This is a genomic window from Agromyces sp. NPDC004153, from assembly GCF_053603635.1.
Genome location: NZ_JBSGFY010000001.1, coordinates 590,714 through 614,183, shown reverse-complemented (window position 1 = coordinate 614,183; position 23,470 = coordinate 590,714). Strand labels below are relative to the sequence as shown.

The 23,470-nt window shown below is 71.6% G+C and carries 18 protein-coding genes; 11 read left to right on the top strand and 7 right to left on the bottom strand.

Features of this window, described 5'->3' with window-relative positions; all coding sequences use genetic code 11:
• Window positions 1-130 precede the first annotated feature (130 nt).
• Genes ACWEOH_RS02890 through ACWEOH_RS02875 form a run of 4 tightly spaced genes read right to left on the bottom strand, consistent with a single transcriptional unit; the run spans window position 131 to window position 5,712 of the window.
• A complete protein-coding gene (locus tag ACWEOH_RS02890) occupies window positions 131-2,530 on the bottom strand; it encodes a beta-xylosidase/alpha-l-arabinosidase (protein WP_452028078.1) in 2,400 nt (799 codons plus the stop codon).
• Entirely contained in the window at window positions 2,527-3,420 is an 894-nt protein-coding gene (locus tag ACWEOH_RS02885) for a carbohydrate ABC transporter permease (RefSeq protein WP_452028076.1), read from the bottom strand. Before ACWEOH_RS02885 ends, ACWEOH_RS02890 begins: the two co-directional genes overlap by 4 nt.
• Before the next feature lies 1 nt (window position 3,421).
• Window positions 3,422-4,414 carry a carbohydrate ABC transporter permease gene (locus ACWEOH_RS02880; RefSeq protein WP_452028074.1) on the bottom strand — a complete coding sequence of 331 codons (993 nt, stop codon included), beginning with the start codon at window positions 4,412-4,414 and terminating at the stop codon, window positions 3,422-3,424.
• A 2-nt stretch (window positions 4,415-4,416) separates the two neighbouring features.
• Window positions 4,417-5,712: an ABC transporter substrate-binding protein gene (locus ACWEOH_RS02875; protein WP_452028072.1), complete on the bottom strand. Its 1,296-nt coding sequence runs from the start codon at window positions 5,710-5,712 to the stop codon at window positions 4,417-4,419.
• A 144-nt stretch (window positions 5,713-5,856) separates the two neighbouring features.
• Between ACWEOH_RS02875 and ACWEOH_RS02870 the strand changes: the two genes are divergently transcribed.
• The 11 genes from ACWEOH_RS02870 (at window position 5,857) to ACWEOH_RS02820 (ending at window position 18,642) form a co-directional block, all read left to right on the top strand.
• The gene (locus tag ACWEOH_RS02870) at window positions 5,857-7,026 is read left to right on the top strand and encodes an ROK family transcriptional regulator (RefSeq protein ID WP_452028070.1); all 1,170 of its coding nucleotides are present in this window, start codon (window positions 5,857-5,859) and stop codon (window positions 7,024-7,026) included.
• Between the two features lie 210 nt (window positions 7,027-7,236).
• The gene (locus ACWEOH_RS02865) at window positions 7,237-8,511 is read left to right on the top strand and encodes a multidrug effflux MFS transporter (protein WP_452028068.1); all 1,275 of its coding nucleotides are present in this window, start codon (window positions 7,237-7,239) and stop codon (window positions 8,509-8,511) included.
• Between the two features lie 82 nt (window positions 8,512-8,593).
• The gene (locus ACWEOH_RS02860) at window positions 8,594-9,469 is read left to right on the top strand and encodes a phosphatase PAP2 family protein (protein ID WP_452028066.1); all 876 of its coding nucleotides are present in this window, start codon (window positions 8,594-8,596) and stop codon (window positions 9,467-9,469) included.
• Window positions 9,470-9,530: 61 nt separating this feature from the next.
• Window positions 9,531-10,679 (top strand): hypothetical protein, encoded by a 1,149-nt coding sequence (locus ACWEOH_RS02855; RefSeq protein ID WP_452028064.1) that lies wholly within the window; start codon window positions 9,531-9,533, stop codon window positions 10,677-10,679.
• Between the two features lie 44 nt (window positions 10,680-10,723).
• Entirely contained in the window at window positions 10,724-11,443 is a 720-nt protein-coding gene (locus ACWEOH_RS02850; protein ID WP_452028063.1) for a hypothetical protein, read from the top strand.
• 89 nt (window positions 11,444-11,532) lie between these two features.
• A complete protein-coding gene (locus tag ACWEOH_RS02845; RefSeq protein ID WP_452028062.1) occupies window positions 11,533-12,573 on the top strand; it encodes a LacI family DNA-binding transcriptional regulator in 1,041 nt (346 codons plus the stop codon).
• Window positions 12,574-12,862: 289 nt separating this feature from the next.
• On the top strand, window positions 12,863-14,191 hold the full coding sequence (locus ACWEOH_RS02840; protein ID WP_452028060.1) for an ABC transporter substrate-binding protein: 1,329 nt from the start codon (window positions 12,863-12,865) through the stop codon (window positions 14,189-14,191).
• Between the two features lie 70 nt (window positions 14,192-14,261).
• The gene (locus tag ACWEOH_RS02835) at window positions 14,262-15,215 is read left to right on the top strand and encodes a carbohydrate ABC transporter permease (protein ID WP_452028058.1); all 954 of its coding nucleotides are present in this window, start codon (window positions 14,262-14,264) and stop codon (window positions 15,213-15,215) included.
• On the top strand, window positions 15,215-16,159 hold the full coding sequence (locus ACWEOH_RS02830; protein ID WP_452028057.1) for a carbohydrate ABC transporter permease: 945 nt from the start codon (window positions 15,215-15,217) through the stop codon (window positions 16,157-16,159). Before ACWEOH_RS02835 ends, ACWEOH_RS02830 begins: the two co-directional genes overlap by 1 nt.
• A gap of 91 nt (window positions 16,160-16,250) precedes the next feature.
• Window positions 16,251-17,762 (top strand): arabinosylfuranosidase ArfA, encoded by a 1,512-nt coding sequence (gene arfA, locus ACWEOH_RS02825; RefSeq protein ID WP_452028055.1) that lies wholly within the window; start codon window positions 16,251-16,253, stop codon window positions 17,760-17,762.
• A gap of 67 nt (window positions 17,763-17,829) precedes the next feature.
• On the top strand, window positions 17,830-18,642 hold the full coding sequence (locus ACWEOH_RS02820; protein ID WP_452028053.1) for a hypothetical protein: 813 nt from the start codon (window positions 17,830-17,832) through the stop codon (window positions 18,640-18,642).
• 16 nt (window positions 18,643-18,658) lie between these two features.
• On the opposite strand, the gene xdhC is transcribed toward ACWEOH_RS02820, so the two are convergent.
• The 3 genes from xdhC to ACWEOH_RS02805 are packed head-to-tail and all read right to left on the bottom strand — an operon-like array spanning window position 18,659 to window position 23,441.
• On the bottom strand, window positions 18,659-19,489 hold the full coding sequence (gene xdhC, locus ACWEOH_RS02815) for a xanthine dehydrogenase accessory protein XdhC (protein WP_452028052.1): 831 nt from the start codon (window positions 19,487-19,489) through the stop codon (window positions 18,659-18,661).
• Window positions 19,490-19,500: 11 nt separating this feature from the next.
• On the bottom strand, window positions 19,501-21,969 hold the full coding sequence (gene xdhB / locus ACWEOH_RS02810; protein ID WP_452028050.1) for a xanthine dehydrogenase molybdopterin binding subunit: 2,469 nt from the start codon (window positions 21,967-21,969) through the stop codon (window positions 19,501-19,503).
• The gene (locus tag ACWEOH_RS02805) at window positions 21,966-23,441 is read right to left on the bottom strand and encodes a xanthine dehydrogenase small subunit (RefSeq protein WP_452028048.1); all 1,476 of its coding nucleotides are present in this window, start codon (window positions 23,439-23,441) and stop codon (window positions 21,966-21,968) included. The genes xdhB and ACWEOH_RS02805 overlap by 4 nt, the downstream gene beginning before the upstream one ends.
• Window positions 23,442-23,470 lie beyond the last annotated feature (29 nt).

Below are 23,470 nucleotides of genomic sequence, written 5' to 3'. Positions count from 1 at the left end.
CGGCGTCGCCCGATGGCGATGCCGACCGATTCGGTGCGTGGTGGTGCGAGGGGATCCGGTGAGGGACCGGTAGGGCTGGCCTCCTTCTCGATGCGTCGGGTGTGCTTCGCGGGCTCCTGCGGGCGCGGCCTCAGTCGATGACGGATGCCGCGTCGGCGCCGGCGGGCGCTGCGACCTGCTCGACCGTCACCTCGGGGTGCAGCCGGCGGGTGTGGTCGACGGTGCGGACCGGGCCGGTGAGCCGCACCGTGCTCGCGAGCGGGAGGTCGCCGCTCGAGCGGCCGAGGCTCAGCACGAGCTCGCCGGGCTCGACGATGCGCACGCCCTCGCGCGACGTGAACGACGCCAGGTCGGCCGGCACGGTGAACCGCACGTCGGCGGCCTCGTCGGGCGCGAGCTCGATGCGCGCGTAGCCGATGAGCCGCTGCACGGGCCGCACGACCGACGCGACGGGATCGTGCAGGTAGAGCTGCACCACCTCGACGCCGGGTCGCTCGCCGACGTTGCGTACCCGCAGGCGCACCGCGGCCGAGCCGTCGGTGCCGATCTCGGCCTCGTCGGCCGCGAAGTCCGACCACTCGAACGTCGTGTACGTGAGGCCGTGCCCGAACGGGTACCGCGGCGTGGGGTCGATGTTCGAGACGCCGTTGCGCTGGTCGAGGGGCGACGCCAGGTAGGTCGACGGATGCACCCCCGCCGACGCCGGCACGGACACGGGCAGCCGACCGCCGGGCTCGACGCGGCCGCTCAGGATGCCCGCGAGCGCGCGGGTCCCCTCCTCGCCGGCGAAGAACGCCTCGAGGATGGCGGCGGCACGGTCGGGCGCGGTGCCCAGCGTGTACGGGCGGCCGGCGAGCATCGTCACGACGGTCGGCACGCCCGAGTCGAGCACCGCCTCGAGGAGCACGGCCTGGGCGCCCGGGAGCTGCAGCGACTCGGCGTCGCAGCCCTCGCCGCTCGTGCCGCGACCGAAGAGCCCGGCGCGGTCGCCGAGCGCGAGCACGACGACGTCGGTCGACGCGGCCAGTGCCGCGGCATCCGGGATCCCGTCGATCTCGTCGCCGTCGATGCTCGTGCCGGCCACGTGGACGACCTCGGCGTCGGGGAACTCGGCGCGCAGCGACTCGAGCAGCGTCGGCAGCTCGATGCCGTCGCCCGACTCGGGGTGGTGCACGCCCACGTGCGTCGGGAAGGCGTAGCAGCCGAGCACGGCGAACCGGTCGTCGGCGGTCGGTCCGATGACCGCGATCCGCCTCGGCGCGGCGAGCGGCAGGGTGCCGTCGTTCGCCACCAGCACGATCGCGCGCTCGGCGATCTCCGCCGCGAGGGCCCGGTTCGCCGGCGGGTCGAGGTCGACCGTCCCGCGCACCGCGTCGATGTCGTCGGCGCGGCCGGCCAGCGCCGGCGGCAGTGCATCCCAGCCGGCGTCGAGGAGGCCGAGCTCGAGCTTCTGCGCGAGCACCCGACGGAGCGCCCGGTCGAGCACGCCCTCGTCGAGCCGGCCGTCGGCGACCGCCTCGACGAGCGGTGCGCCGAATGCGTGGACGGTCGGAAGCTCGACATCGATGCCGGCCTCGAGCGCGGCCGCCGCGGCACCCGCCAGCGACCCGGCCGTGCCGTGCAGGGTCTGCAGGAACGCGACCGAGAAGTAGTCGGCGACCACCGTGCCCTGGAAGCCCCACACGTCGCGGAGGAGCTCGGTGAGGATCGAGGCATCCGCCGCCGTCGGCACCCCGTCGAGGTCGGTGTACGCGTTCATGACCGACCGCGGCCGGCCCTCGCGCAGCACCATCTCGAACGGCGGCAGCAGCACGTCGGCGAGCTCGCGGCGTCCGATCGACACCGGGGCGAGGTTGCGCCCCGCGCGCGAGGCCGAGTAGCCCACGAAGTGCTTCAGCGTCGCGACCACGCCGGCCGACTCCAGTCCGCGCACGTAGGCCGATCCGATGGTGCCGATCAGGTACGGGTCCTCGCCCATGGTCTCCTCGACCCGGCCCCAGCGCGCGTCGCGCACCACGTCGAGCACGGGGGCGAGGCCCTGGTGGATGCCGACCGATCGCATGTCCTCGCCGATCCGGCGGGACATCCGCTCGATGAGCTCGGCGTCGAACGTCGCCGCCCACGAGAGCGGGACCGGGTAGGCCGTGGCGCCCCACGCGGCGAAGCCGGCGAGGCACTCCTCGTGCGCGACCGCCGGGATGCCGAGGCGGCTCTCGGCGGCGATGCGTCGCTGGGTCCTGGCGAGTGAGAGCGCGCCGACGCCGGGATCGACGGGCGCCGTGCCGAACGGGCGTGTGAGCTGGCCGAGCCCCTTCGGGACGAGCTCGTCGAGGTCGACATCGCCGATCATCTCGTGCTGGTTCGGTGCGACGTCCTCGCCGTCGGCGGACGCGCCGACCCAGACGCCGTAGAGCTGTGCGATCTTCTCCTCCAGCGTCAGCTCGGCCACGAGGGCCTCGACGCGGGCGGTGGCGGGCAGGCTCGTGTCCTGCCACGGGCGGACGACCCGGGCGGTCTGCTGGTCGGTCATCCCTTCACCGCCCCGGTGAGGCCGCCGACGATGCGCTTCTCCGCGAGGAGGAAGAACACGAGTGCCGGGATCATCGCGAGCGACGTGTACGCGAGCACGGCTCCGGTGTCCTGCGAGTACTGCGTCGAGAACTGGGTCACGCCGAGCGGCAGGGGCCACAGCTCCTGCGGGAGCGTGCCGGTCGAGATCACGAGGAGCGGGAGCAGGTACCCGTTCCAGCTGCCGATGAACGCGAGGATGCCGACGGTCACGAGGCCCGGCATCGACAGCGGCAGCAGGATGCGCCAGAAGAAGCCGATCCGGCTGGTGCCGTCGATCGCGGCGGCCTCCTCGAGCTCGTCGGGGATGGCCCGCAGGAACGGAACGAGGATGATGATCGTGGTCGGCAGCGCGAACGCGACGCTCGGGATGATCACGCCGAGATACGAGCCGTGCAGGCCGAGCGTGCGCAGCATGAGGGTCAGCGGCAGCGCCGCGACCGTGAGCGGGAACATGAGGCCGGCGGCGAACAGCCCGTACAGCCCCTGGCGTCCGCGGAAGTCGTAGCGGGCGATGACGAACGCGGCCATGATGCCGAAGACGACCGTGCCGGCCGTCGTGGCGACCGCGAGGATCATGCTCGCGAGGACGTTGCCCCAGAACCGGGGCGAACCGAGCACGGTCGACCAGTTCTGCAGCGTCCACGGGTCGGGCATGCCGGCCGGGTTCGCGTTGAGGTCGGCGGTCGTGCGGAAGCCGCCGATGAAGACGTAGAGCACCGGCCCGATGGCGATCGCGGCGATCACGAGCGCGATGACGTAGACGAACGGCTGGCCCCAGTCGAACCGGCGCCCGGCAGGCTGGTGCGGAGCTCCTCGCCCCTCGGTGGTGATGGCGGTGGTGGCGGTCATGTCAGCGCACCCCTCTGGTGACGGCGCCGGCGAGGTCGCGACGCAGGGCGAAGCGCTGGTACACGAGCGCGATGACGAGCGAGATCACGAAAAGGATCACGGCGATGGCGCTGCCGTAGCCGGGCTGGCCGCCGAACTGCCCCTTCTCGACCATGTAGGTGGCCATGGTCTGGGTCGCATTCAACGGCCCGCCGCGGGTGGTGACCCACACCATGTCGAAGAGCTGGAGCGAGCCGATGATCGAGAGGAACGCCCAGATGCGGATGGTCGGACCGAGCAGCGGGATGGTGATGTACCGCTGGACCTGCCACCAGCTCGCGCCGTCGATCGACGCGGCCTCGGCGAGCTCCTCGGGCACGCCCTGGAGCCCGGCCAGCATGAGCAGGATGGCGAAGCCGACGTACTTCCACGTCAGGATGAAGAACATCGTCCAGAGAGCGATCTCGGGGTCGGCGAGCCAGTTCTGCTGCAGGGCGCCGAGCCCGACCGCCTCCAGCAGCGCATTCACGCCGCCATTGGGCTGGAGGAGGAGCTTCCACGAGAGGCCCGCGATGACCTCGGCGAGCACGTAGGGAACGAAGATCAGGAGGCGGAACGCCGTGCGGCCGCGCATCCGCCGGTTGAGCAGCAGCGCGACGCCGATGGCGATCGGGCCCTGGATGAGCAGGCTCATCGCGAGGATGAAGAAGTTGTGGCCGACCGCGCCGAGGAACACCGGGTCGTTGAGGGCGCGGACGTAGTTCTGGAGGCCCACGAAGCGGGCCGGGTCCGCGAGGTCATCCCACTGGAACGCCTGCGGCAGGTTGTAGAAGCTGTAGACCGCCGCCAGGATCACGGGCAGGATCACGAAGCCGAGGAACAGGATCAGGGCCGGCCCGACGAAGAGGGCGATCTCGGCCCATTTGCGGCGGGCGGCCGACTTCCGCCGGATCGGAGGGGCGGGGGCCGGGCCCGCGGAGACCGCGGGCCCGGCCGATTCGAGGAGCGTTGCCATGGCTAGAGCGTGGCCGCCGCGTCCTGCATCATCGTGACGACGTCCTCGGGGGAGCCGACGCCGCCGAACAGGTTGACGATGCCCTCGTTCATGGCGTTGCCGACCGTCGTGCCGAACGCCGTGTCGAACCAGAGCTGCACGAACGACGCCTCCGCGAGGCCCTCGGCGACCGCCTTGAGGTTCGGGTCCTCGAGCGATGCCGTCGCCGACGGCACGGTCGGGATGCCGGAGCCGCTGGCCGCGAACTTCGCCTGCACCTCGTCGCTCATGATGTACTCGAGGAGCTCGGCGCACTCCGGGGGAGCGTCCTTCGAGCAGCCGAAGCCGTCGCCGCCGCCGAGCGCCGCGGTCGGGTCGCCTGCGGAGCCCTCGATGCCCGGGAAGGGGAACCACCCGAGGTATTCCGGGACCGTCTGGTCGGGGGTCAGCCCGCCGATCACGCCCGCGTTCCAGTGGCCCATGAGCTCCATCGCCGCCTGGCCGTTCGCGATGAGTCCCGCCGAGCTGCCGGCGCCCTGCTGGGCGGGCGTGCCGAGGAAGCCCTCCTGGAACGGGTTGGTGCCGAGGAACTCCTGGAGCTGCTCGCCGGCCTCGACCCAGCAGTCGTCGCTGAAGTCGTAGTCCGTCTCGGCCGCCTGCAGGGCCTCGGGGGAGCAGGAGTGCAGCGCGAACTGGTACCACCAGTGCGCGGCCGGCCACTTGTCGCCGGCGCCGACGGCGATCGGCGTGAAGCCCGCCTCGCGCAGCTTGCCGGTCGCCTCGATGAGCTCGTCGAGCGTCGTGGGCGGAGCGTCGATGCCGGCCTCGGCGAACTGGTCGGTGTTGTACCAGAAGCCCTCGATGCCGAACGTGAAGGGGACGCCGTAGGTGGCACCGTCGACCTGCCATGGGTTGATGGTGGCGCCGACGCTCTCGATGGTGTCGGGGACGGCCTCGTCGAGCGGCATGAGGTAGTCGTTCGCGACCTGGTCGCGGAGCTCGCCGCCCGGCCACACCTGGAACAGGTCGGGCGCGTCGCCGGATGCGAGCGCGTTCGGGATGAGGGTGCGCTGCAGCTCCTCGTTCTGGTACCCGGTCTGCTCGACCGTGACGCCCGGGTGCGCCTCCTCGAACTCGGCCGCGACCTCCTCCCACACCGCGGGGAGCGGACCCGAGGTGGCGTTGTGCCACCAGGTGATGGTCACGTCGCCGCCGTCGCCGTCTCCGCCATCGCCCGCCGGGGCGCACCCGGCGAGCGCGACGGCGGCGAGGCCGGCGCTGACGCCCAACGCGACGAGCCTGCTGCTGCGTCTGTTCATCATTGAACCTCTCGAAAGTTTCGACTGCAACGTCGAAAGTGATCTGGACGCCTCGAATATACGTCGACTTCTATTTGGGGTCAAGCGCAACAAATTCGGCGCGTCGCTGGAACCGCCGCCGCCAGCCGCCCCTAGAGTGGTCGCGTGTCAGAGCGTGCCGGAACGTTCGACGGGGTGCACCGTCGAAACCTCTCGAAACTCCTCGGGCTCGTGCACCTCGAAGGGCCGCTCTCCCGGGCGCGACTCACGGCGGCCACGGGCCTCAACCGCTCGACGGTCGCCGCGCTCGCCGGGGAGCTCGTCGAGCTCGGCCTCGTCGAGGAGCGCGCCCCCGACCCGACGAATCGCGTGGGGCGTCCGTCACCCGTGATCGCGCCGCATCCGGGCGTCACCGCCATCGCCGTCAATCCCGAGGTCGACGCCGTGACCATCGCGGCGGTCGGCCTCGACGGGCGCATCCCGGTGCGCGAGCGCATCGAGGTCGACCACCTCGTGACCCCCGAGGAGACGGCCCGCCTCATCGCCGAGGAGATCGGGCGCTGGCGGTCGGGCGCGCTGCGTCGCGCGCGGATCGTCGCGGTCGGCCTCGCGGTGCCGGGCCTCGTGCGCGCCTCCGACGGGCTCGTGCGCTTCGCGCCGCACCTGGAATGGCGGGATGCCCCGCTCCGCACGCTCGTCGAGGCGGCCACGGGCCTGCCGACCGTCGTGGGCAACGACGCGAGCCTCGGCGCGATGGCCGAGCACCTCTTCGGCGCCGGGCGCGGCGTCGACGACATCGTCTACCTGAACGGCGGCGCGAGCGGCATCGGCGGCGGGCTCATCGTGCACGGCCTCGCGGTCGGCGGCGCGGGCGGCTACGCCGGCGAGTTCGGCCAGAACCGCCCGGGCATCGCATCCGCCGACGACCGCCGCGCCGCGGGCGGCGTGCTCGAGGACGAGGTCAGCAGGGCCCGCCTGCTCGAGGTCGCCGGTCTCGCCGCCGCCGACGAGCCGACCCTCGCGGCAGCGCTCGCGGCATCCGACTCGGCCGACGTGACCGCCGAGCTGGCGCGCCAGCGTCGCATCCTCTCGACCGCCCTCGCGAACGCCGTCAACGTGCTCAATCCCTCGCTCGTCGTGCTCGGCGGCTTCCTGGCCACCGTCGCAGGCAGCGACCCCGAGGCGCTCGCCGCCGCCGTTGCCGAGCAGGCCATGCCCGCCGCAGCCGAGGAGCTCGACCTGCGGGTCGCGGCCCTGGGCGAGGACCGCCTCGCCATCGGCGCCGCCGAGCTCGCCTTCCAGGCACTGCTCGAGGACCCGCTGCAGGTCGCCTGACGATCGGTCGCCGGGACTGAATCGTCTCATTCCGCGAATCCGCGCTTGCGTAACCGGGGGGTGCCTCCGCTACACTGATGGACAGTCGAATCGATTCGAGACCACGATGGTCCCGATCGCCTCACGACGGCGGCCCACGGGTCGCCGTCGTCCTGTTTCCCCGGCGTCCGAGGGCGTGCGCCGCCGCACTCGAGCACGCCCAGGATCCGCATGTCCGCAACCGCCTCCATCCCCATCATCCGGCCCGACGACTACTCGGCCACGACCCACCCCGGCGACCTCCTCAGCCGCCGCCAGCGCCTCGTCTACGTGCTCGTCCTCGGCGCGCTCACCGCGCTGGGCCCGTTCACGGTCGACCTCTACCTGCCTGCGTTCCCCGTGCTGCAGGACGAGCTCGGCGTCTCCGCCGCCGCCGTGCAGCTCACCCTGACCGGCACGATGGTCGGCTTCGGGTTCGGCCAGCTCATCGTCGGCCCCTGGAGCGACAAGGTGGGTCGCCGCCTGCCCCTGATCCTCGCCACGGCGCTGCACATCGCGGCATCCGTCGCCGCGGCGCTCGCGCCCGACATCGTGTGGCTCAGCGTGTTCCGCCTGCTGCAGGGCTTCGGCGCGGCCGCGGGCGGCGTGGTCGCCATGGCCATGGTGCGCGACCTCTTCGGCGGCAAGCCGCTCGTGCGCATGCTCTCGCGCCTCGCGCTCGTGAACGGCCTCGCGCCGGTGCTCGCGCCCGTCATCGGCTCGCAGCTGCTCGCCGTCATGGACTGGCGCGGCGTGTTCGTCGTGCTCGCGATCTACGGCGCCGTCGTCGTGACCGCCGTCGCGTTCTTCATCGTGGAGACCCTGCCCGAGTCGCGCCGCCATGTGGCCGGCCACTCGACGCTCCGCGACCGCTACGCCGCGCTGTTCCGCGACCGCGTGTACCTCGGCGCCGCGATCATCGGCGGCATGACGTTCACCGGCCTGTTCGGCTACCTCTCGACGTCGTCGTTCCTGTTCCAGGAGCTCTACTCGTTCACCGCCCAGCAGTACGGCCTGCTGTTCGCGGTCAACTCGATCGGCATCATCATCGGCGTGCAGACGAGTTCCCGGCTCATGCGCGGGCCGGTGCAACCGCAGTGGATCCTTGCGATCACCACGATCGTGCAGTTCTCGATGGCCGTGGCGATCATGGTGCTCGACTCCAGCGGGGCGGGCTTCTGGGGCACGGCGATCCCGCTGTGGATCTTCATCCTCTCGTGCGGCTTCGCGTTCCCCGCGGTGCAGGTGCTCGCGCTCGCCCACCACGGCGCCGAGGCCGGCACGGCCGCGTCACTGCTCGGCGCCCTCAACTTCGGGCTCGCCGGCGTGATCTCGCCGCTCATCGGCCTCATGGGCGTCGGCAGCGCCGTGCCCATGGCGTTCGTCATGCTGCTCGCGGCCGTCGTCGCGATCGTGGCGCTCTGGGCCCTCGTGCGGCCGAAGACGGTGCCCGCGCTCACAGACTGAGCCGAGCGGATGCCGCGAGCCGGCCGCATGCGGCGAGGGCGGGTCGCGGCATCCGCTCGCAGCGCTCGGCTAGCGTGGGGTGATGGAGCGACCGAACGATCCGCCGCCCGACGACGCGGAGTCCGTTGACGCGCCGGCCGGCGTGAACCCGGCCGCGACGGATGCCGCCGAGGCCGGCCGCACCGACGCCGCCGACTCTGCGAGGGGTCTCGATCGCGATGCACCGGGGGCCGCGGCGGGGTTGCTGCCCGCCCAGCGCGAGCGCCGGGCCCGGACGCTCGGTCGACGTGCCGCCCTCACGAGCGGCATCGCGGCGGTGCTCGCCGCGGTGCTGCTCGGCGCGGTCATCATGATCCGCGAGGGCGGTGTGCCGTTCGAGATCGACGAGGAGTGGGCCGAGGAGGTCCTCACGCTCCGGGGCCCGTTCGGCGACACCGTGGCGCTCTTCATGAACTGGCTCGGCGGCGGAATCGTCGGCGTCTTCGTCATCCCGGTCGGCGTCGCGGTCGTGCTGCTCATCATGCGCCGACCCTGGGGCGCGCTCTACTTCATCGTCGCCTCGGCCGCGAGCGCCGGCGTCGTGCAACTGCTCAAGGAGTGGTTCGGGCGGGCGCGCCCCGAGGACATGCTCGTGACCTCCGACTTCGGCTCATTCCCGTCGGGGCATGTGGCGAACGCCGCGACCATCTCGGTCGCCATCGGCGTCATCGTGCCCATCGTCGGGGTCTGGATCGCCGGCGCCGCCTACACCCTGCTGATGGCGCTCACGCGCACCTACCTCGGCGCCCACTGGTTCTCCGACACCGTGGGCGGCCTGCTCGTGGGCGCGGGCGTCGCGCTGGTGCTCTGGGCGGCCTTCGCGGTGCCGCTCGAGCGCGAGCGGCTCGCGTGGATCGCCCGGGTCTCGGAGCGCAACGCCGCGCGCGCGCAGGCGAACATCACGCCACCGGCGGGCTGAAGATCCACCCTGTCGTCATGGTGCTATTCGTGGTAGCATCATCAACGGAAAGGGACGGATCATGGCGGTCATCGCACCGCCGCGTCAGCCCGACTCCCACGATGCCGAGTTCACCGTCGAGCCGGACCGGGGTGGCGAAGCCCTCATCGAAGCATCGAAGCCGCACGCCGTGCCGCACCGGCAACCGGTCGCGGACCAGGCCGACGTCGAGGCCCTGATCCGCGAGGCTCGCCGTCGAGCGCGCCGTCGTCGCGCGACGGTCGGTGCCGTCGTCCTCGCGGCGCTCGCCTCGTTCGCCTGGGCGACGGTGCTCGCGTTCGGGTTCGCGGGGGCGACCGGTGCACGCACGCCGAACACCGAGGACATGCGGAACGAGGCGGTTCCGGCGCATCCCGTCCCGAGCGCCGAACTCGTCGCCTCGTTCTACACCCACTGGTCCGTCGGGGGGAGGGACCAGTTGGTCTACGTGTTCGACGATGGGCGAGTGATCTTCCGGCAGGGGAGCTGGCAGCAGCGTCGCCTGACGCCCGACGGCGTCGAGTCGCTTCGAACGGGGATCATCGACAGCGGCATCCTCGGTCCGAGTCGGTACGCGGAAGGTCATCAGTTCGGGTCCCCCGCGTTCCTGCAGGTCCGCGTGGACGGCGTGCTGATGGCGGCGTGGCAGCCGCCGAGCACGGCCGTCGACGACGTCGAAGCGTTCAACCGCGTCGTCCTCCACCTCATCGGCTTCGACGATTGGCTGCCGGCCGAGTCCTGGGCGCAACGTGAAATGGTCGCGTTCGTGCCGCCGGAGTACGCGGTCTGCACGTCCGGCGAGAACGGGGGCTTCCCCGCCGTGTACGATGCTCTGCTGCCGTTCCTGCCCCAAGACGCTGCTGCGATCCTTGCGGCCGGCCCGCGATTCGAGGGCATCGACCCCCAGGTCGACGCCTACGCATCGAGCGCGTCCTCGCCGAGCTCCGACATCGTCGGATGCCGCCAGCTCACGCCCGAGCAGGCGCAATCCGTCGTCGACGCACTCGTCCGTGCGGGTTGGGGTGTGGAGGACTCCGGACCGCCGCGCGATGGCGAGACGGTCGTGCTCACGGAGCGGGAGCGCATCGACCCGTTCGACATGTGGACCGAGCGGCCGGGCATCGGAAGGCTGTTCGTGGGGTTCCTCCCGATCCTGCCGCACGGGGTTCCCGAATGCGCGTGCGTGGGCTGAACGAAGAAGCGAAGCGGCGTGCTCGACGCCGGCGGCAACGCCTGATGGTCATCGCGGTCGCCGTCTCGGTCACGGTCGCCGGAGTCGCGATCGCCGCCATGTCCGGCGGTGAGCGCGGCTCATCGTCCGCGGCATCCGGCTCCGGCGCCGAGGCGCGAAGCACCATCGGTGCCCCGGGTGTGGGAGCGGTGGAGCCCATCGCGGCCTGGGGAGTGGTGCACGATGGCTGGGTCCGGATCTATGCGGACGGCCGCGTGCTCTGGGAGAACGACACGGGCCGCATCCTCGAGCGCCGACTCACGCGTACGGGCATGGCGCTCGTCCGGTCCGGGGTGCTCACCGGGGCCGACATCGACGATGGCCGGAACGACGCGCTCACCTCGGGAATCTGGGCGGAAGCGGAGTTCCGGCCGTTCTCGCCGACGGTGTACGCCGTCTGCTTCTGGGTCCAACTGGAGGAGACGGGTCACCACATCCCCGCCACGGCGGTCGTCGACGAGCTCCCTCGGGCTGCGCAAGCGCTCGTGCGCGGCACGGAGCTGCATTTCGAGGCGAGGTGGGGGCACTTCCCAGCCCAGCGCGATCCGGGAGCCGAATGCTTCAGGCTGAGCCCCGCGACCCTCGATGCCTTCCAGGCGTCCCTCGACTCGGACGACCGGCGGTCGTGGGACGTCGAGGGCGACCCCGCGACGCCGGAGCCACGCATCTTTCCGGTAGTCAGTCCCGTGATGCCCGACGGAACGCTCATGTACTGGGGCGGCTGAGGATCGGAACGCCATCGCCGTTGAGATCGCCGCGTCGCCCGGGCTGCGGCTTACAACGTTGTAGACTCCCCACGAACGAGGAGGCCCGCATGGCATCGACGCTGCACGACGTGGCGCGACTGGCGGGGGTGTCGATCAAGACGGTCTCGAACGTCATCAACGACTACCCCCACATCCGGCCCGCCACGCGGGCGAAGGTCGAGCAGGCCATCGCCGAGCTCGGATACACGCCGAACCTCACGGCGCGCAGCCTGCGCTCGGGCCGCACCGGCGCAATCGCCCTCGCCGTGCCCGAGCTCTCGCTCAGCTACTTCGCCGAACTGGCCGCCGCGGTCATCGAGGCAGCCGAGGAGGCCGGGCTCGTCGTACTCGTCGAGCAGACGGGCGGCGATCGCGACCGCGAGCTCGAGCTGCTGCGCAGCCCGCGCCTGAAGCTCACCGACGGCCTGATCTTCAGCCCCCTCGGCATGGGCCAGGAGGACGTCGAGCGCCTGAACGTGCCCTACCCGATCGTCGTGCTCGGCGAGCGCATCTTCGACGGCCCAGCCGATCACGTGACCATGCGCAACGTCGAGGCCGCGCGGGCCGCGACGGAGTACCTCATCGCATCGGGGCGGCGCCGGATCGCCCTCGTCGGCGCCCACGAGGGCGAGGTCATCGGCTCGGCCGGCCTCCGCCTCCGGGGCTACCGCGAGGCGCTCGACGAGGCGGGGATCCCGTTCGATCCGAGCATCATCGGCCACACCACGCTGTGGCATCGCGCCAACGGCGCCCGCAGCATGCGGGAGCTGCTCGACGCCGGCGCCGAGTTCGACGCGGTGTTCGGCCTGAACGACACGCTCGCCCTCGGCGCGATGCGCGTGCTCCAGGAGGCGGGGCTTCGCGTGCCCGAGGATGTCGCGGTCATCGGGTTCGACGACCTCGACGAGGCGCAGTACTCGATCCCGTCGCTCACCACCATCGATCCCGGTCAGCCGTGGATCGCGCGGACGGCGGTGCGCACGCTCATCGAGCGGATCGAGCATCCCGACGACGCGAGCGAGCCGCGCCTGCTGCTCGCCGACTTCACGATCGCCGAGCGGGAGTCCGCGACGCGCGTGCCCGCATCGCGCGAGTCCGTCGCACGCTGAGGGCGGCGCCCCGCGGGCGCCGAGCGGCTCGGCGGTTGTCACCGAACGACCCCGGAATCGGCGGTCGCCGAAACCCGACGTAAACTCGGACAGCGATTTCCCGAGGCATCCGTCGCAGTTCGCGACACGGACTTGACAGCGTCGACCGAAGCGGTCACCATGTCTCTACAACGTTTACTTTACAACGTTGTACAACCTCGGACCTCGACGCGGAGCCCCCTCTCCGCTGCGGCTCGAGCCCATCGCCCAGAGACAACGGTGTCCAACACCGCGAGAGGAAGCACACAGCATGAAGTCGAAGCTCCTGGCCGCGTCCGGCGTCGTCGCCGTCACCGCGGCCGCACTCACCGGCTGCTCCGCCGGCGCCTCCGAGGAGGCCTGCACCAACAAGATCGTGAACGCGGATGCCACGCAGGTCAGCGTGTGGGCCTGGTATCCCGCGTTCGAGGAGGTCGTCGACCTCTTCAACGAGAACCACGACGACGTCCAGATCTGCTGGACGAACGCCGGCCAGGGCAACGACGAGTACACGAAGTTCTCGACCGCCCTCGAGTCGGGTTCCGGCGCTCCCGACGTGATCATGCTCGAGTCCGAGGTGCTCTCGAGCTTCTCGATCCGCGACGGCCTCGTCGACCTCACCGAGTACGGCGCGGACGACGTGAAGGACGACTACACCGAGGGCGCGTGGAAGGACGTCTCGAGCGGCGACGCGGTCTACGCGATCCCCGTCGACGGCGGCCCCATGGGCATGCTGTACCGCAAGGACATCCTCGACCAGTACGGCATCGCCGTGCCCACCACCTGGGACGAGTTCGCCGCCGCCGCGCAGGCGCTGAAGGATGCGGGCGCCCCGGGCGTCCTCGCCGACTTCCCGACCAACGGCCGCGCCTACAACCAGGCGCTCTTCGCCCAGGCCGGCTCGGTGCCGTTCGAGTACGACAGCGCCGAGCCGACCGACATCGCAATCGACGCGAACGACGACGGCTCCAAGAGCGTCCTCGCGTACTGGGACGACCTGGTGAAGAAGGGCCTCGTCGCAACCGACGACGCGTTCACCGCCGACTACAACACCAAGCTCGTCGACGGCTCCTACGCCATCTACGTCGCCGCGGCCTGGGGCCCCGGCTACCTCTCGGGCCTCGCCGATGCCGACAGCGACGCCGTCTGGCAGGCCGCGCCGGTGCCGCAGTGGGATCCGGCCAACCCCGTGCAGATCAACTGGGGCGGCTCGACCTTCGCCGTGACCAGCCAGGCGAAGGACAAGGAGGCGGCCGCGACGGTCGCCAAGGGGGTCTTCGGCACCGAGGAGGCGTGGAAGATCGGCATCGAGGAGGCCGCGCTCTTCCCGCTGTGGAAGCCCATCCTCGAGTCCGACTACTTCCGCGACCTGGAGTACCCGTTCTTCGGCGGCCAGCAGATCAACAAGGACGTCTTCCTCGAGGCGGCGGCCGGGTACACCGGCTTCACCTTCAGCCCCTTCCAGAACTACGCGTACGACCAGCTCACCGAGCAGCTCTACGCGATGGTGCAGGGCGAGAAGAGCTCCGACCAGGCGCTCGACGACCTGCAGGCCTCGCTCGAGCAGTACGCGACCGAGCAGGGCTTCACCCTCCAGTGACCGAACGGCGGGCCGGGCGTGAGCGCCCGGCCCGCCATCCGGTCGCACCCTCCCTCCGGAAGGCAGCACCATGACCACCACCATCTCCGCCGAGCGCGCGACGTCGGCGTCGCCCGCGGCGGCCGGCCCGCGCCGCCGCGGGCCCAGCCTCGAGCGGCGCCGCCAGCGCGTCGGGTGGCTCTTCGTCACCCCGTTCCTCGTGATCTTCGCGCTCTTCCTCGTCTTCCCGCTCGTCTACGCGTTCGGGATGAGCCTGTTCACGTCGACCCTCGCGACCGGGACCCAGTTCACCGGCATCGCCAACTACGTCAAGGCCTTCACCGACCCCCTGTTCCTCGAGGGCCTGCTGCGGGTCGCCGCCTACGCGCTCGTCATGATCCCGATCCAGCTCATCGTCGCGCTGGCCGCCGCGCTCGTACTCGACACCCTCGCCACGAAGCTCTCGCAGCTCTCGCGACTGCTCATCTTCGCGCCGTACGCGATCCCGGTCGTGATCGGCGCGCTCATGTGGAGCTTCCTCTACAGCCCGCGCTTCGGTCCCGCGGGCACGCTGTTCGACGTCGTCGGCCTGCCGACGCCCGAGTTCCTCGCCGCGGACACGATCTTCGGCAGCCTCGTGAACATCGTCACCTGGCAGTGGTCGGGGTACTACATGGTCGTGATCTACGCCGCGCTGCGCTCGATCGACCCGTCGGTCTACGAGGCCGCCCGCATCGACGGCGCGAACGGCTGGCAGACCGCGCTGCGCATCAAGGTCCCCATGATCTCGTCGTCCATGGTCATGGTGATCACCTTCGCGCTCATCGGCACGCTGCAGTTCTTCACGGAGCCGACCGTGCTCCGCAACATCGCGCAGGGCGCCATCGACGCGGCCTACACGCCGAACATGTACGCCTATGCGCTCGCGTTCTCGTACAGCCAGTTCAACTACGCGTCGACCATCGCGTTCTCGCTCGGCGTGCTGGTGTTCGCCGGCTCCTACCTGTTCCTCTTCCTCACCCGCAAGCAGAGCGGACTCAAGTGATGACGACCGCAAGCCAGACCACTCGACCCCGCACCGACGCGCGCACGACCGTGACCGGCGTGCCGGCCCGCGAGGACCGCGGCGCAGGCCGTTCCCGCCGCAACGGCGGGCGCCGCATCGGATCCCACGTGTTCCTCGTGATCCTCGGGATCTACTTCGTGATCCCGATCTGGTGGCTCTTCGTCGCCGCGACGAAGAGCACCTCGGGCCTGTTCTCGAGCCCGGCCTTCTGGTTCGAGGACCCGATCAACCTGTTCACGAACATCGCCGGGCTGTTCACCCACCAGGGCGGCATCTACTGGCGGTGGCTGCTGAACTCGTTCCTCTACGCATTCGCGGCCGGCATCGGCGCCACGATCCTGTCGATCCTCGCGGGGTACGGGTTCGCGAAGTACCGCTTCCGTGGGCGCGGCGTCGTGTTCGGCGTCATCCTCGGCTCGATCATGGTGCCGCTCACGGCCCTCGTCATCCCGACGTTCATGCTGCTCAGCCAGTACGGGCTCATCAACACCCCCTGGGCCGTGATCCTCCCGTCGCTGCTGAGCCCGTTCGGCGTCTACCTCATGCGCGTCTACACCCAGGACGCCGTGCCCGACGAGATGCTCGAGGCCGCCCGCATCGACGGCGCGGGGGAGTGGCGCACCTTCTTCCAGGTCGCCCTGCCGCTCCTGAAGCCCGCGATCGTGACCGTGCTGCTGCTCTCGGTCGTCGGCACGTGGAACAACTTCTTCCTGCCGCTCGCGGTGCTCACGGACCCGCAGCTGCTGCCCGTCACCGTCGGCCTGAACCGCTGGACCGCGCTCTCGAACGCCGGCGCCGGCGGCGAGCAGGTCTGGAACCTCATCACCTCGGGCGCGTTCATCTCGGTCGTGCCGCTCATCCTGTCCTTCCTGTTCCTGCAGCGGTACTGGCAGGGCGGGCTGGCGATCGGCAGCGTGAAGTAGCCGGCAGCCACGAACGACGACGATCATCGGATGCCGCGGCCCCGCGGCATCCGATCGAAGCCCACGCACCTCGAAACAGAAAGCACCGCACATGCCCAACGCACGCCTGACCATCGATCCGCACTTCACGATCGGGCGCGTCCAGCGCCGCCTCTTCGGCGGCTTCGTCGAGCACCTCGGACGGCACGTCTACGACGGCATCCACGAGCCCGGCCACGAGTCGGCCGACGCCGACGGGTTCCGCGCCGACGTCGTCGAGCTCGTGAAGGAGCTCGGCGTCTCCACGATCCGCTACCCGGGCGGCAACTTCGTCTCGGGGTTCCGCTGGGAGGACTCGGTCGGGCCGCGCGAGGAGCGCCCGCGCCGCCTCGACCTCGCCTGGCACTCGACCGAGACCAACGGGGTCGGCCTGCACGAGTTCTCCGATTGGCTCGAGAAGGTCGGCAGCGACCTGATGCTCGCGGTGAACCTCGGCACCCGCGGCACGCTCGAGGCGCTCGACCTGCTCGAGTACGCGAACATCGCGGGCGGCACGGCGCTGTCGGAGCAGCGCATCGCGAACGGCCGCACCGACGCGTTCGGCGTGAAGATGTGGTGCCTCGGCAACGAGATGGACGGCCCGTGGCAGCTCGGCCACCGCTCGGCCGACGACTACGGCAAGCTCGCGTCGCGCACCGCGAAGGCGATGCGCCAGCTCGACCCCTCGGTGGAGCTCGTCGTCTGCGGCTCGTCGAGCGCGCACATGCCGACGTTCGGCGAGTGGGAGCGCGTCGTGCTCACCCACACGTACGACGACGTCGACTACATCTCGTGCCACGCGTATTACGAGGAGAAGGACGGCGACCTCGGCTCGTTCCTCGCCTCGGCGGTCGACATGGACGGCTTCATCGAGACGGTCGTCGCGACGGCCGACCACGTGAAGGCGGTGCTCGGCAGCGACAAGACCGTGAACATCTCGTTCGACGAGTGGAACGTCTGGTACCTCTCGCGCTTCCAGAACGTCGACAAGATCGAGGGCCTCGACAACTGGCCCGTCGCGCCGCGCCTGCTCGAGGACGTCTACTCGGTCGCCGACGCGGTCGTGTTCGGCAACCTGCTGATCTCGCTCATCCGCCACGCCGACCGGGTGACGAGCGCCTCGCTCGCGCAGCTCGTGAACGTCATCGCGCCGATCATGACCGAGCCCGGCGGCCCGGCGTGGCGCCAGACCACCTTCTTCCCGTTCTCGATCACCTCGCGCCTCGCGCAGGGCGACGCGCTCGAGCTGAAGCTCGACGCACCCACGTACCAGACGGCGCAGTACGGAGAGGTCTCGCTCGTCGACGCGGTGGCGACCCACGATCCGGAGGCCGGCCGCTCGGCGGTGTTCCTCGTGAACCGGAGCCAGGACGAGGCCGTCACCCTCACGGTGGACGTCGCCTCGCTCGGCGACGTGTCGGTGCTCGAGTCGCACACCCTCGCCGACGACGACGTGTACGCGAAGAACACGCTCGAGGACCGCGAGCGGGTCGCACCGAGCGCGAACGACAGCGTGCGCATCGAGGGCGGCGAGCTCACGATCACGCTGCCGCCCGTGTCCTGGACGGCGCTCTCGCTCGGCTGACCCCCTTCCGCCTCCCGGGCGCTCGGAGGATGCTGGTTCCTACCGGTGCCATCGGAGGGACGGGACCATGGCGGTCGACACGCGCGATCGCGTGCGGCGACGCCGCACGACGGTCGTCGCCGTGTTCGCGGCCATCGCGATCGCCGCGGCGGTGGTGATCCTGGCGGTCGGCGGTCGCGCCGGGGCGTCCGGGGACCTGCGGTCGGACCGCGATCCGCCGGATGCCCCGCCCGGCGCCGCGGCCGAACAGGGCCCGGTCGGGATCATCGACGCGTGGGCAGCGCTGCACCAGGGCTGGGTCCTCGTCTACGCCGACGGTCGCGTGCTCCGGTACTCCGACTCGGGCACGACGCTGTACGGCGAGCGGACGCGCGACCTGCTCCTCGAGCGGCGGCTCTCGGCCGACGGACTCGCGCGCCTCGGGACGGGCGAGCTCTCGGCGGCCGACTTCGGCGTGGTCCTGCCGGCGCTGATGCCCGACGACGTGTGGGCGGACCCGGCCTTCCGGCCCTACGTGCCGTCGGCTTTCGCGGTCTGCGCCTGGGAGGGCGGCGACGGACCCCGCGGGTGGATGAACGTGGCGGGCGTGCTCGACGACCTGCCTGGCGCCGCGCAGTCCATCCTGCGCGGCACGGAGCGCGAGTTCGCGGGATACGCATTCGACGCCTTCCAGGTGCCCTACGAGCTGCTCGGTCCGGTCACGTGCTTCGGAGTGTCGCCGGAGGCCGCGGCGGTCGTGGTCGGCATGAGCGAGCACCCGTCCGACCGCTACCGCGCCGAGGGCGACCTCCTCGACTTCACGTCGCGGCACGGCGAGTCGATCTCGTTGGTGATCCTGCCCGTGATGCCGCACGGCCAATTCGTGATCTGGGGCGGGTGAGCGCGCGGCATCCGGCCTACGACGCGTGCGCGGCCGTGGCCTCGACCTGCTGCAGCACGCGCGCGGCGACGCTCACCGCGATCGCGGCCGGCTCCTTGGAACGGATGCCCTCGATGCCGATGGGCGTCGACACGCGCGCGAGGTCCTCGTCGCCGAACCCGGCCTCGCGCAGCTGCGTCGTGAACCTCGCCCACTTCGAGCGCGAGCCGATGAGCCCGATCGAGCCGAGCCCGGGCGTGCGCAGGGCGGACTCCACGATCGCGAGGTCCTCGACGTGGTCGTGCGTCATGACGAGCACGTGCGCGCCGGGCGGCAGGTCGGCGAGGGCCGACTCGGGCACGGGCAGGTGGTGCACCCGCACGGTCGCGACCGCGTCGGCGAGCACGCCCGTCGAGCCGGGGACGCCGAGGCGCTCGGCCGTGAGCATCTCGGCGCGCGAGTCGACGAGGTCGAGCTCGATCCGCTGCCGGGCGAGGATCCGGGCGAGCTCCAGCCCGACATGCCCCATGCCGAAGATCGCGACCGCCGGCACGACCGGCACGGGTTCCAGCAGCATGGTGACCTCTCCTCCGCAGCACTGCACGCCGTACTCCGTCGTCGCCTTGTCGCTGAGCGTCAGCGTCAGCAGCTCGGGCTCCGCGGCGCCCTCGTCGAGCAGTTCGCGGGCACGCCGGACCGCCGTGGCCTCGAGGTTGCCGCCGCCCACCGTGCCGTACTGGGTGCTCGGCGCGACGATCATCTTCGCGCCGCCGTTCCGCGGCGCGTGCCCCCGCACCATCGCGAGCGTCACGATGACGGCGGGCCGCCGGGCGGCGCGAAGCTGCTGGAGCGCGTCCACCCAGTCCACGGCCGGCCGCCTCAGGAGTCCGACGACAGGAAGCGGCTCCTGACGGCGGCGCCGACGGATGCCGCGGCATCCGTGCGCGTCGCGGCATCCGTCGACGCCGCGCTCGAGCCGGCAACCGGCTCGGCGCCCGACTCGGCCGCGCCTGCGGCTTCGGTCGCCGTCTGCGCCGCGAGGATCGCCCGATACGTCGCCTCCGCCGTCGACGGCGCTCCGAGGTCGACCGAGCAGCCCACCGGCCCGAACGTCGCGACGGCCTCCCGGATCGCCTCGCGCACGCTGAACGCGAGCATGAGCGGCGGCTCGCCGACGGCCTTCGAGCCGTAGACCACACCGTCCTCCGCGGCATCCTCGAGCAGGCGCACGTTGAACTCCTCGGGCATCTCCGAGAAGCTCGGCAGCTTGTAGGTGCTCGCCGACTGGGTGAGCAGCCGCCCGCGACCGGGGCCGTCGGTCTCGTCCCAGCGCAGCTCCTCGAGCGTCAGCCATCCGGCGCCCTGGACGAACGCGCCCTCGACCTGGCCGAGGTCGATGAGCGGCGAGAGCGAGTCTCCGACGTCGTGCAGGATGTCGACCCGCAGCATCCGTGAGGCGCCCGTGAACCCGTCGACCTCGACCTCGGTCGCGGCGGCACCGTAGGCGAAGTACTTGAACGGCTCGCCCTGCATGCGCTCGGTGTCCCAGTGCAGGCCGGCCGTGCGGTAGAAGCCCGACGCCCACAGCTGCACGCGCTGGTGGTAGGCGGCCTGCACGACCTCGGCGAACGTGAACGAGGGACCCGATGCCCCGAGCCCCGAGACCCGGCCGTCGCCGAACCGCACGTCGCGCGCGTCGACCTCGAGCATCCGCCCGGCAACCGCCGCGAGGCGCTCGCGGATCTGCTCGCACGCGTGCTTCACCGCGCCGCCGTTGAGGTCGGCACCCGAGGACGCGGCAGTGGCCGACGTGTTCGGCACCTTGTCGGTGCGCGTCGGCGCGAGCCGCACCGACTCGAGTCGCACGCCGAGCGCCGTGGCCGCGACCTGCAGCATCTTCGTGTGCAGGCCCTGGCCCATCTCGGTGCCGCCGTGGTTCACGAGCACCGAGCCGTCCTTGTAGACGTGCACGAGCGCGCCGGCCTGGTTGTAGGCCGTCAGGGTGAACGAGATGCCGAATTTCACGGGCGTGATGGCGAGGCCGCGCTTCACGTCCTCGTGCTCGGCGTTGAAGGCCGCGATCCGGGCGCGGCGCGCGTCGAAGTCGCTCGACGTGCGCAGGTCGTCCCAGATCGCCCGCAGCCGCTCGGCGTGTCGCACGGGCTGGCCGTAGGGCGTCGTCTGGTCGGGCACGTAGAGGTTGCGCTCGCGAAGGGTCGCGGCATCCAGGCCGAGGAGCGGGGCGACCCGGCCGAGGATGTCCTCGATGACGAACATGCCCTGCGGGCCGCCGAAGCCGCGGAACGCGGTCTGGGAGGTCTTGTTCGTCTTCGCGATGCGCCCCTGCGCGACGAAGTGCGGGATCCAGTACGCGTTGTCGACGTGGCAGAGCGCTCGGCCCATCACAGGCTCGGACAGGTCGAGGCTCCAGCCGCCGTCGGCCGTGAGCGTCGTGGCCAGCGCGATGATGCGGCCGTCGTCGTCGAATCCGGCCGTCCACGTCGCGTGGAACGGATGCCGCTTGCCGGTCATCGTGAGGTCCTGCGTGCGGTTGAGGCGCAGGCGCACCGGCCGCCCCGTGAGCGTGGCGCCGAGCGCCGCGACCGCGGCGAGGCCGTGCGGCTGCATCTCCTTGCCGCCGAAGCCGCCGCCCATCCGCAGGCACTCCACGGTGACGCGGTTCGACGGCAGTCCCAGCACGTGCGCCACGATCTCCTGCGTCTCCGACGGGTGCTGCGTGCTCGACTCGATGAACACCTGCCCCTCGGAGTCGATGCGGGCGAGCGCGGCGTGCGTCTCGAGGTAGAAGTGCTCCTGGCCGCCCACGACGCTGACGCCCTCGAACACGTGCGGCGCCGTCGCGAGGACGGCCTCGGGGTCGCCGCGGCGGATCGTGCGCGGGATGCCCTGGAACGAGTCCGCGTCGATCGCGTCCTGGATCGTGACGAGCGACGGCAGCGGCTCGTACTCGACGCGCACGGCGTCGGCGCCCGCACGGGCGGCGTCGGCGGTCTCGGCGAGCACCCACGCGAGCGCGTGCCCGTGGTACATCGCCTCGCTCGGGAAGAGCGGCTCGTCGTGCTTCACGCCGGCGTCGTTGACGCCGGGAACGTCGGCGGCGGTGAGCACGCGCACGACGCCGGGCACCTCGAGCGCCGGTGCGACGTCGAGCGTCACGAGCGCGTGCGTGTGCGCGGACTGCACGGGCCACGCGGTGAGCACGTGCGCCGTGGAGGGCGCGAGGTCGTCGGTGTACACGGCGGCGCCCGTCGCGTGCTGCACGGCGCTCTCGTGCGGGGTGGCCGTGCCGACCACCGGGTCGCGCGGGCGGGACGCGAGGTCGGTCATGCGGGCACCCCCTCGGCGAGCGGCGTCGAGCGGTGCAGCTTCAGCAATGAGGTGCCCAGCATGAGCGAGCGGTACTCGGCGCTCGCGCGGTGATCCGACATCGGCGTGCCCTCGGTCGCGAGCACGGATGCCGCGTCGCGCACGGTCTCGCGGTCCCACGTCCGTCCGGTGAGGGCGGCCTCGGTGGCGCGCGCGCGGATCGGCGTCGCCGCGACGCCGCCGAGCCCGATGCGCGCCGAGGCGACGACGCCGTCGTCGAGGTCGATCGCGAAGGCGACCGCGACGCTCGAGATGTCGTCGAAGCGCCGCTTCGAGATCTTGTGGAACGACGCGAGGCCCGCGACCGGCAGCGGGACGCGCACCGACCGGATGAGCTCGTCGGGCCGCCGCGCAGTGGTGCGGTAGCCCGTGAAGAAGTCGGCGAGGTCGACCTCGCGCTCGCCGTCGGCCGAGACGAGCACGACGCGCGCCTCGAGGGCGAGCATCGCGGGCGAGGTGTCGCCGATGGGGGAGGCCGTGCCGAGGTTGCCGCCGATCGTGGCGCGGTTGCGGATGAGCGGGGATGCGAACAGCGGGAACAGCTCGTCGAGCAGCGGGATCCGGCCGTCGAGGCGGTGCTGCACCTCGGAGAGCGAGAGCGCGGCGCCGAGCTCGATGCTCGCGTCGCCGAGCTCGAACGCGCGCAGCTCGGGCAGGCGTTCGATCGCGATCGTGAGCGGTGCGCGGCGACCGCGCAGGTTCACGTCGACGCCCCAGTCCGTCGTGCCGGCGGCGAGCACGGCGTCGGGCTCGTCGCGGAGGAGCTCCAGCGCCTCGCCGAGCGACGCGGGGCGCACGAACCGCTCGCCGCCGTCGCCGAGGCGCGTCGCGACGGCCTCGGGCGCGGGCCGGTCGCGCCGCTCGGCGAGCGGGTCGCCCGACTCGGGGTCGCCGAGCGCGAACGCCGCGTCGCGGATCGGGCGGTAGCCGGTGCATCGGCACAGGTTGCCCGCCAGCGCGTGCAGGTCGAAGCCGTTCGGACCGTGGTGCGCGTCGGTGCGGCCCTCGACGGTGTCGGCCGCGTCCGCGGCATCCGCTTCGCCCACCCGCCGACCGGGGCGGTAGAACTCGCCCGCCATGCTGCACGCGAAGCCAGGGGTGCAGTATCCGCACTGCGAGCCGCCGGTCTCGGCGAGGCGCTCCTGCACCTCGTGGGGCTGCTCGGGCGTGCCGAGCCCCTCGGCCGTGACGACCTCCTGGCCGTCGAGCGCGGCCGCCGGCACCAGGCAGGCGTTCACGGCAGTCCAGTCCGTGCCGCCGTCGTCACGCGGCGTGGCGAGCAGCACGGCGCACGCGCCGCACTCGCCCTCGGCGCAGCCCTCCTTGCAGCCGGTGAGGCCGAGGCCGCGAAGCCAGTCGAGCGCGGAGGTGTGCGCGGACACGCCGAGCATCGGGCGCTCCCGCCCGTTGACCGTCACGCCGATGTGATCCATGGTCGATCTCCTCGGTTTCGGAGTCTACG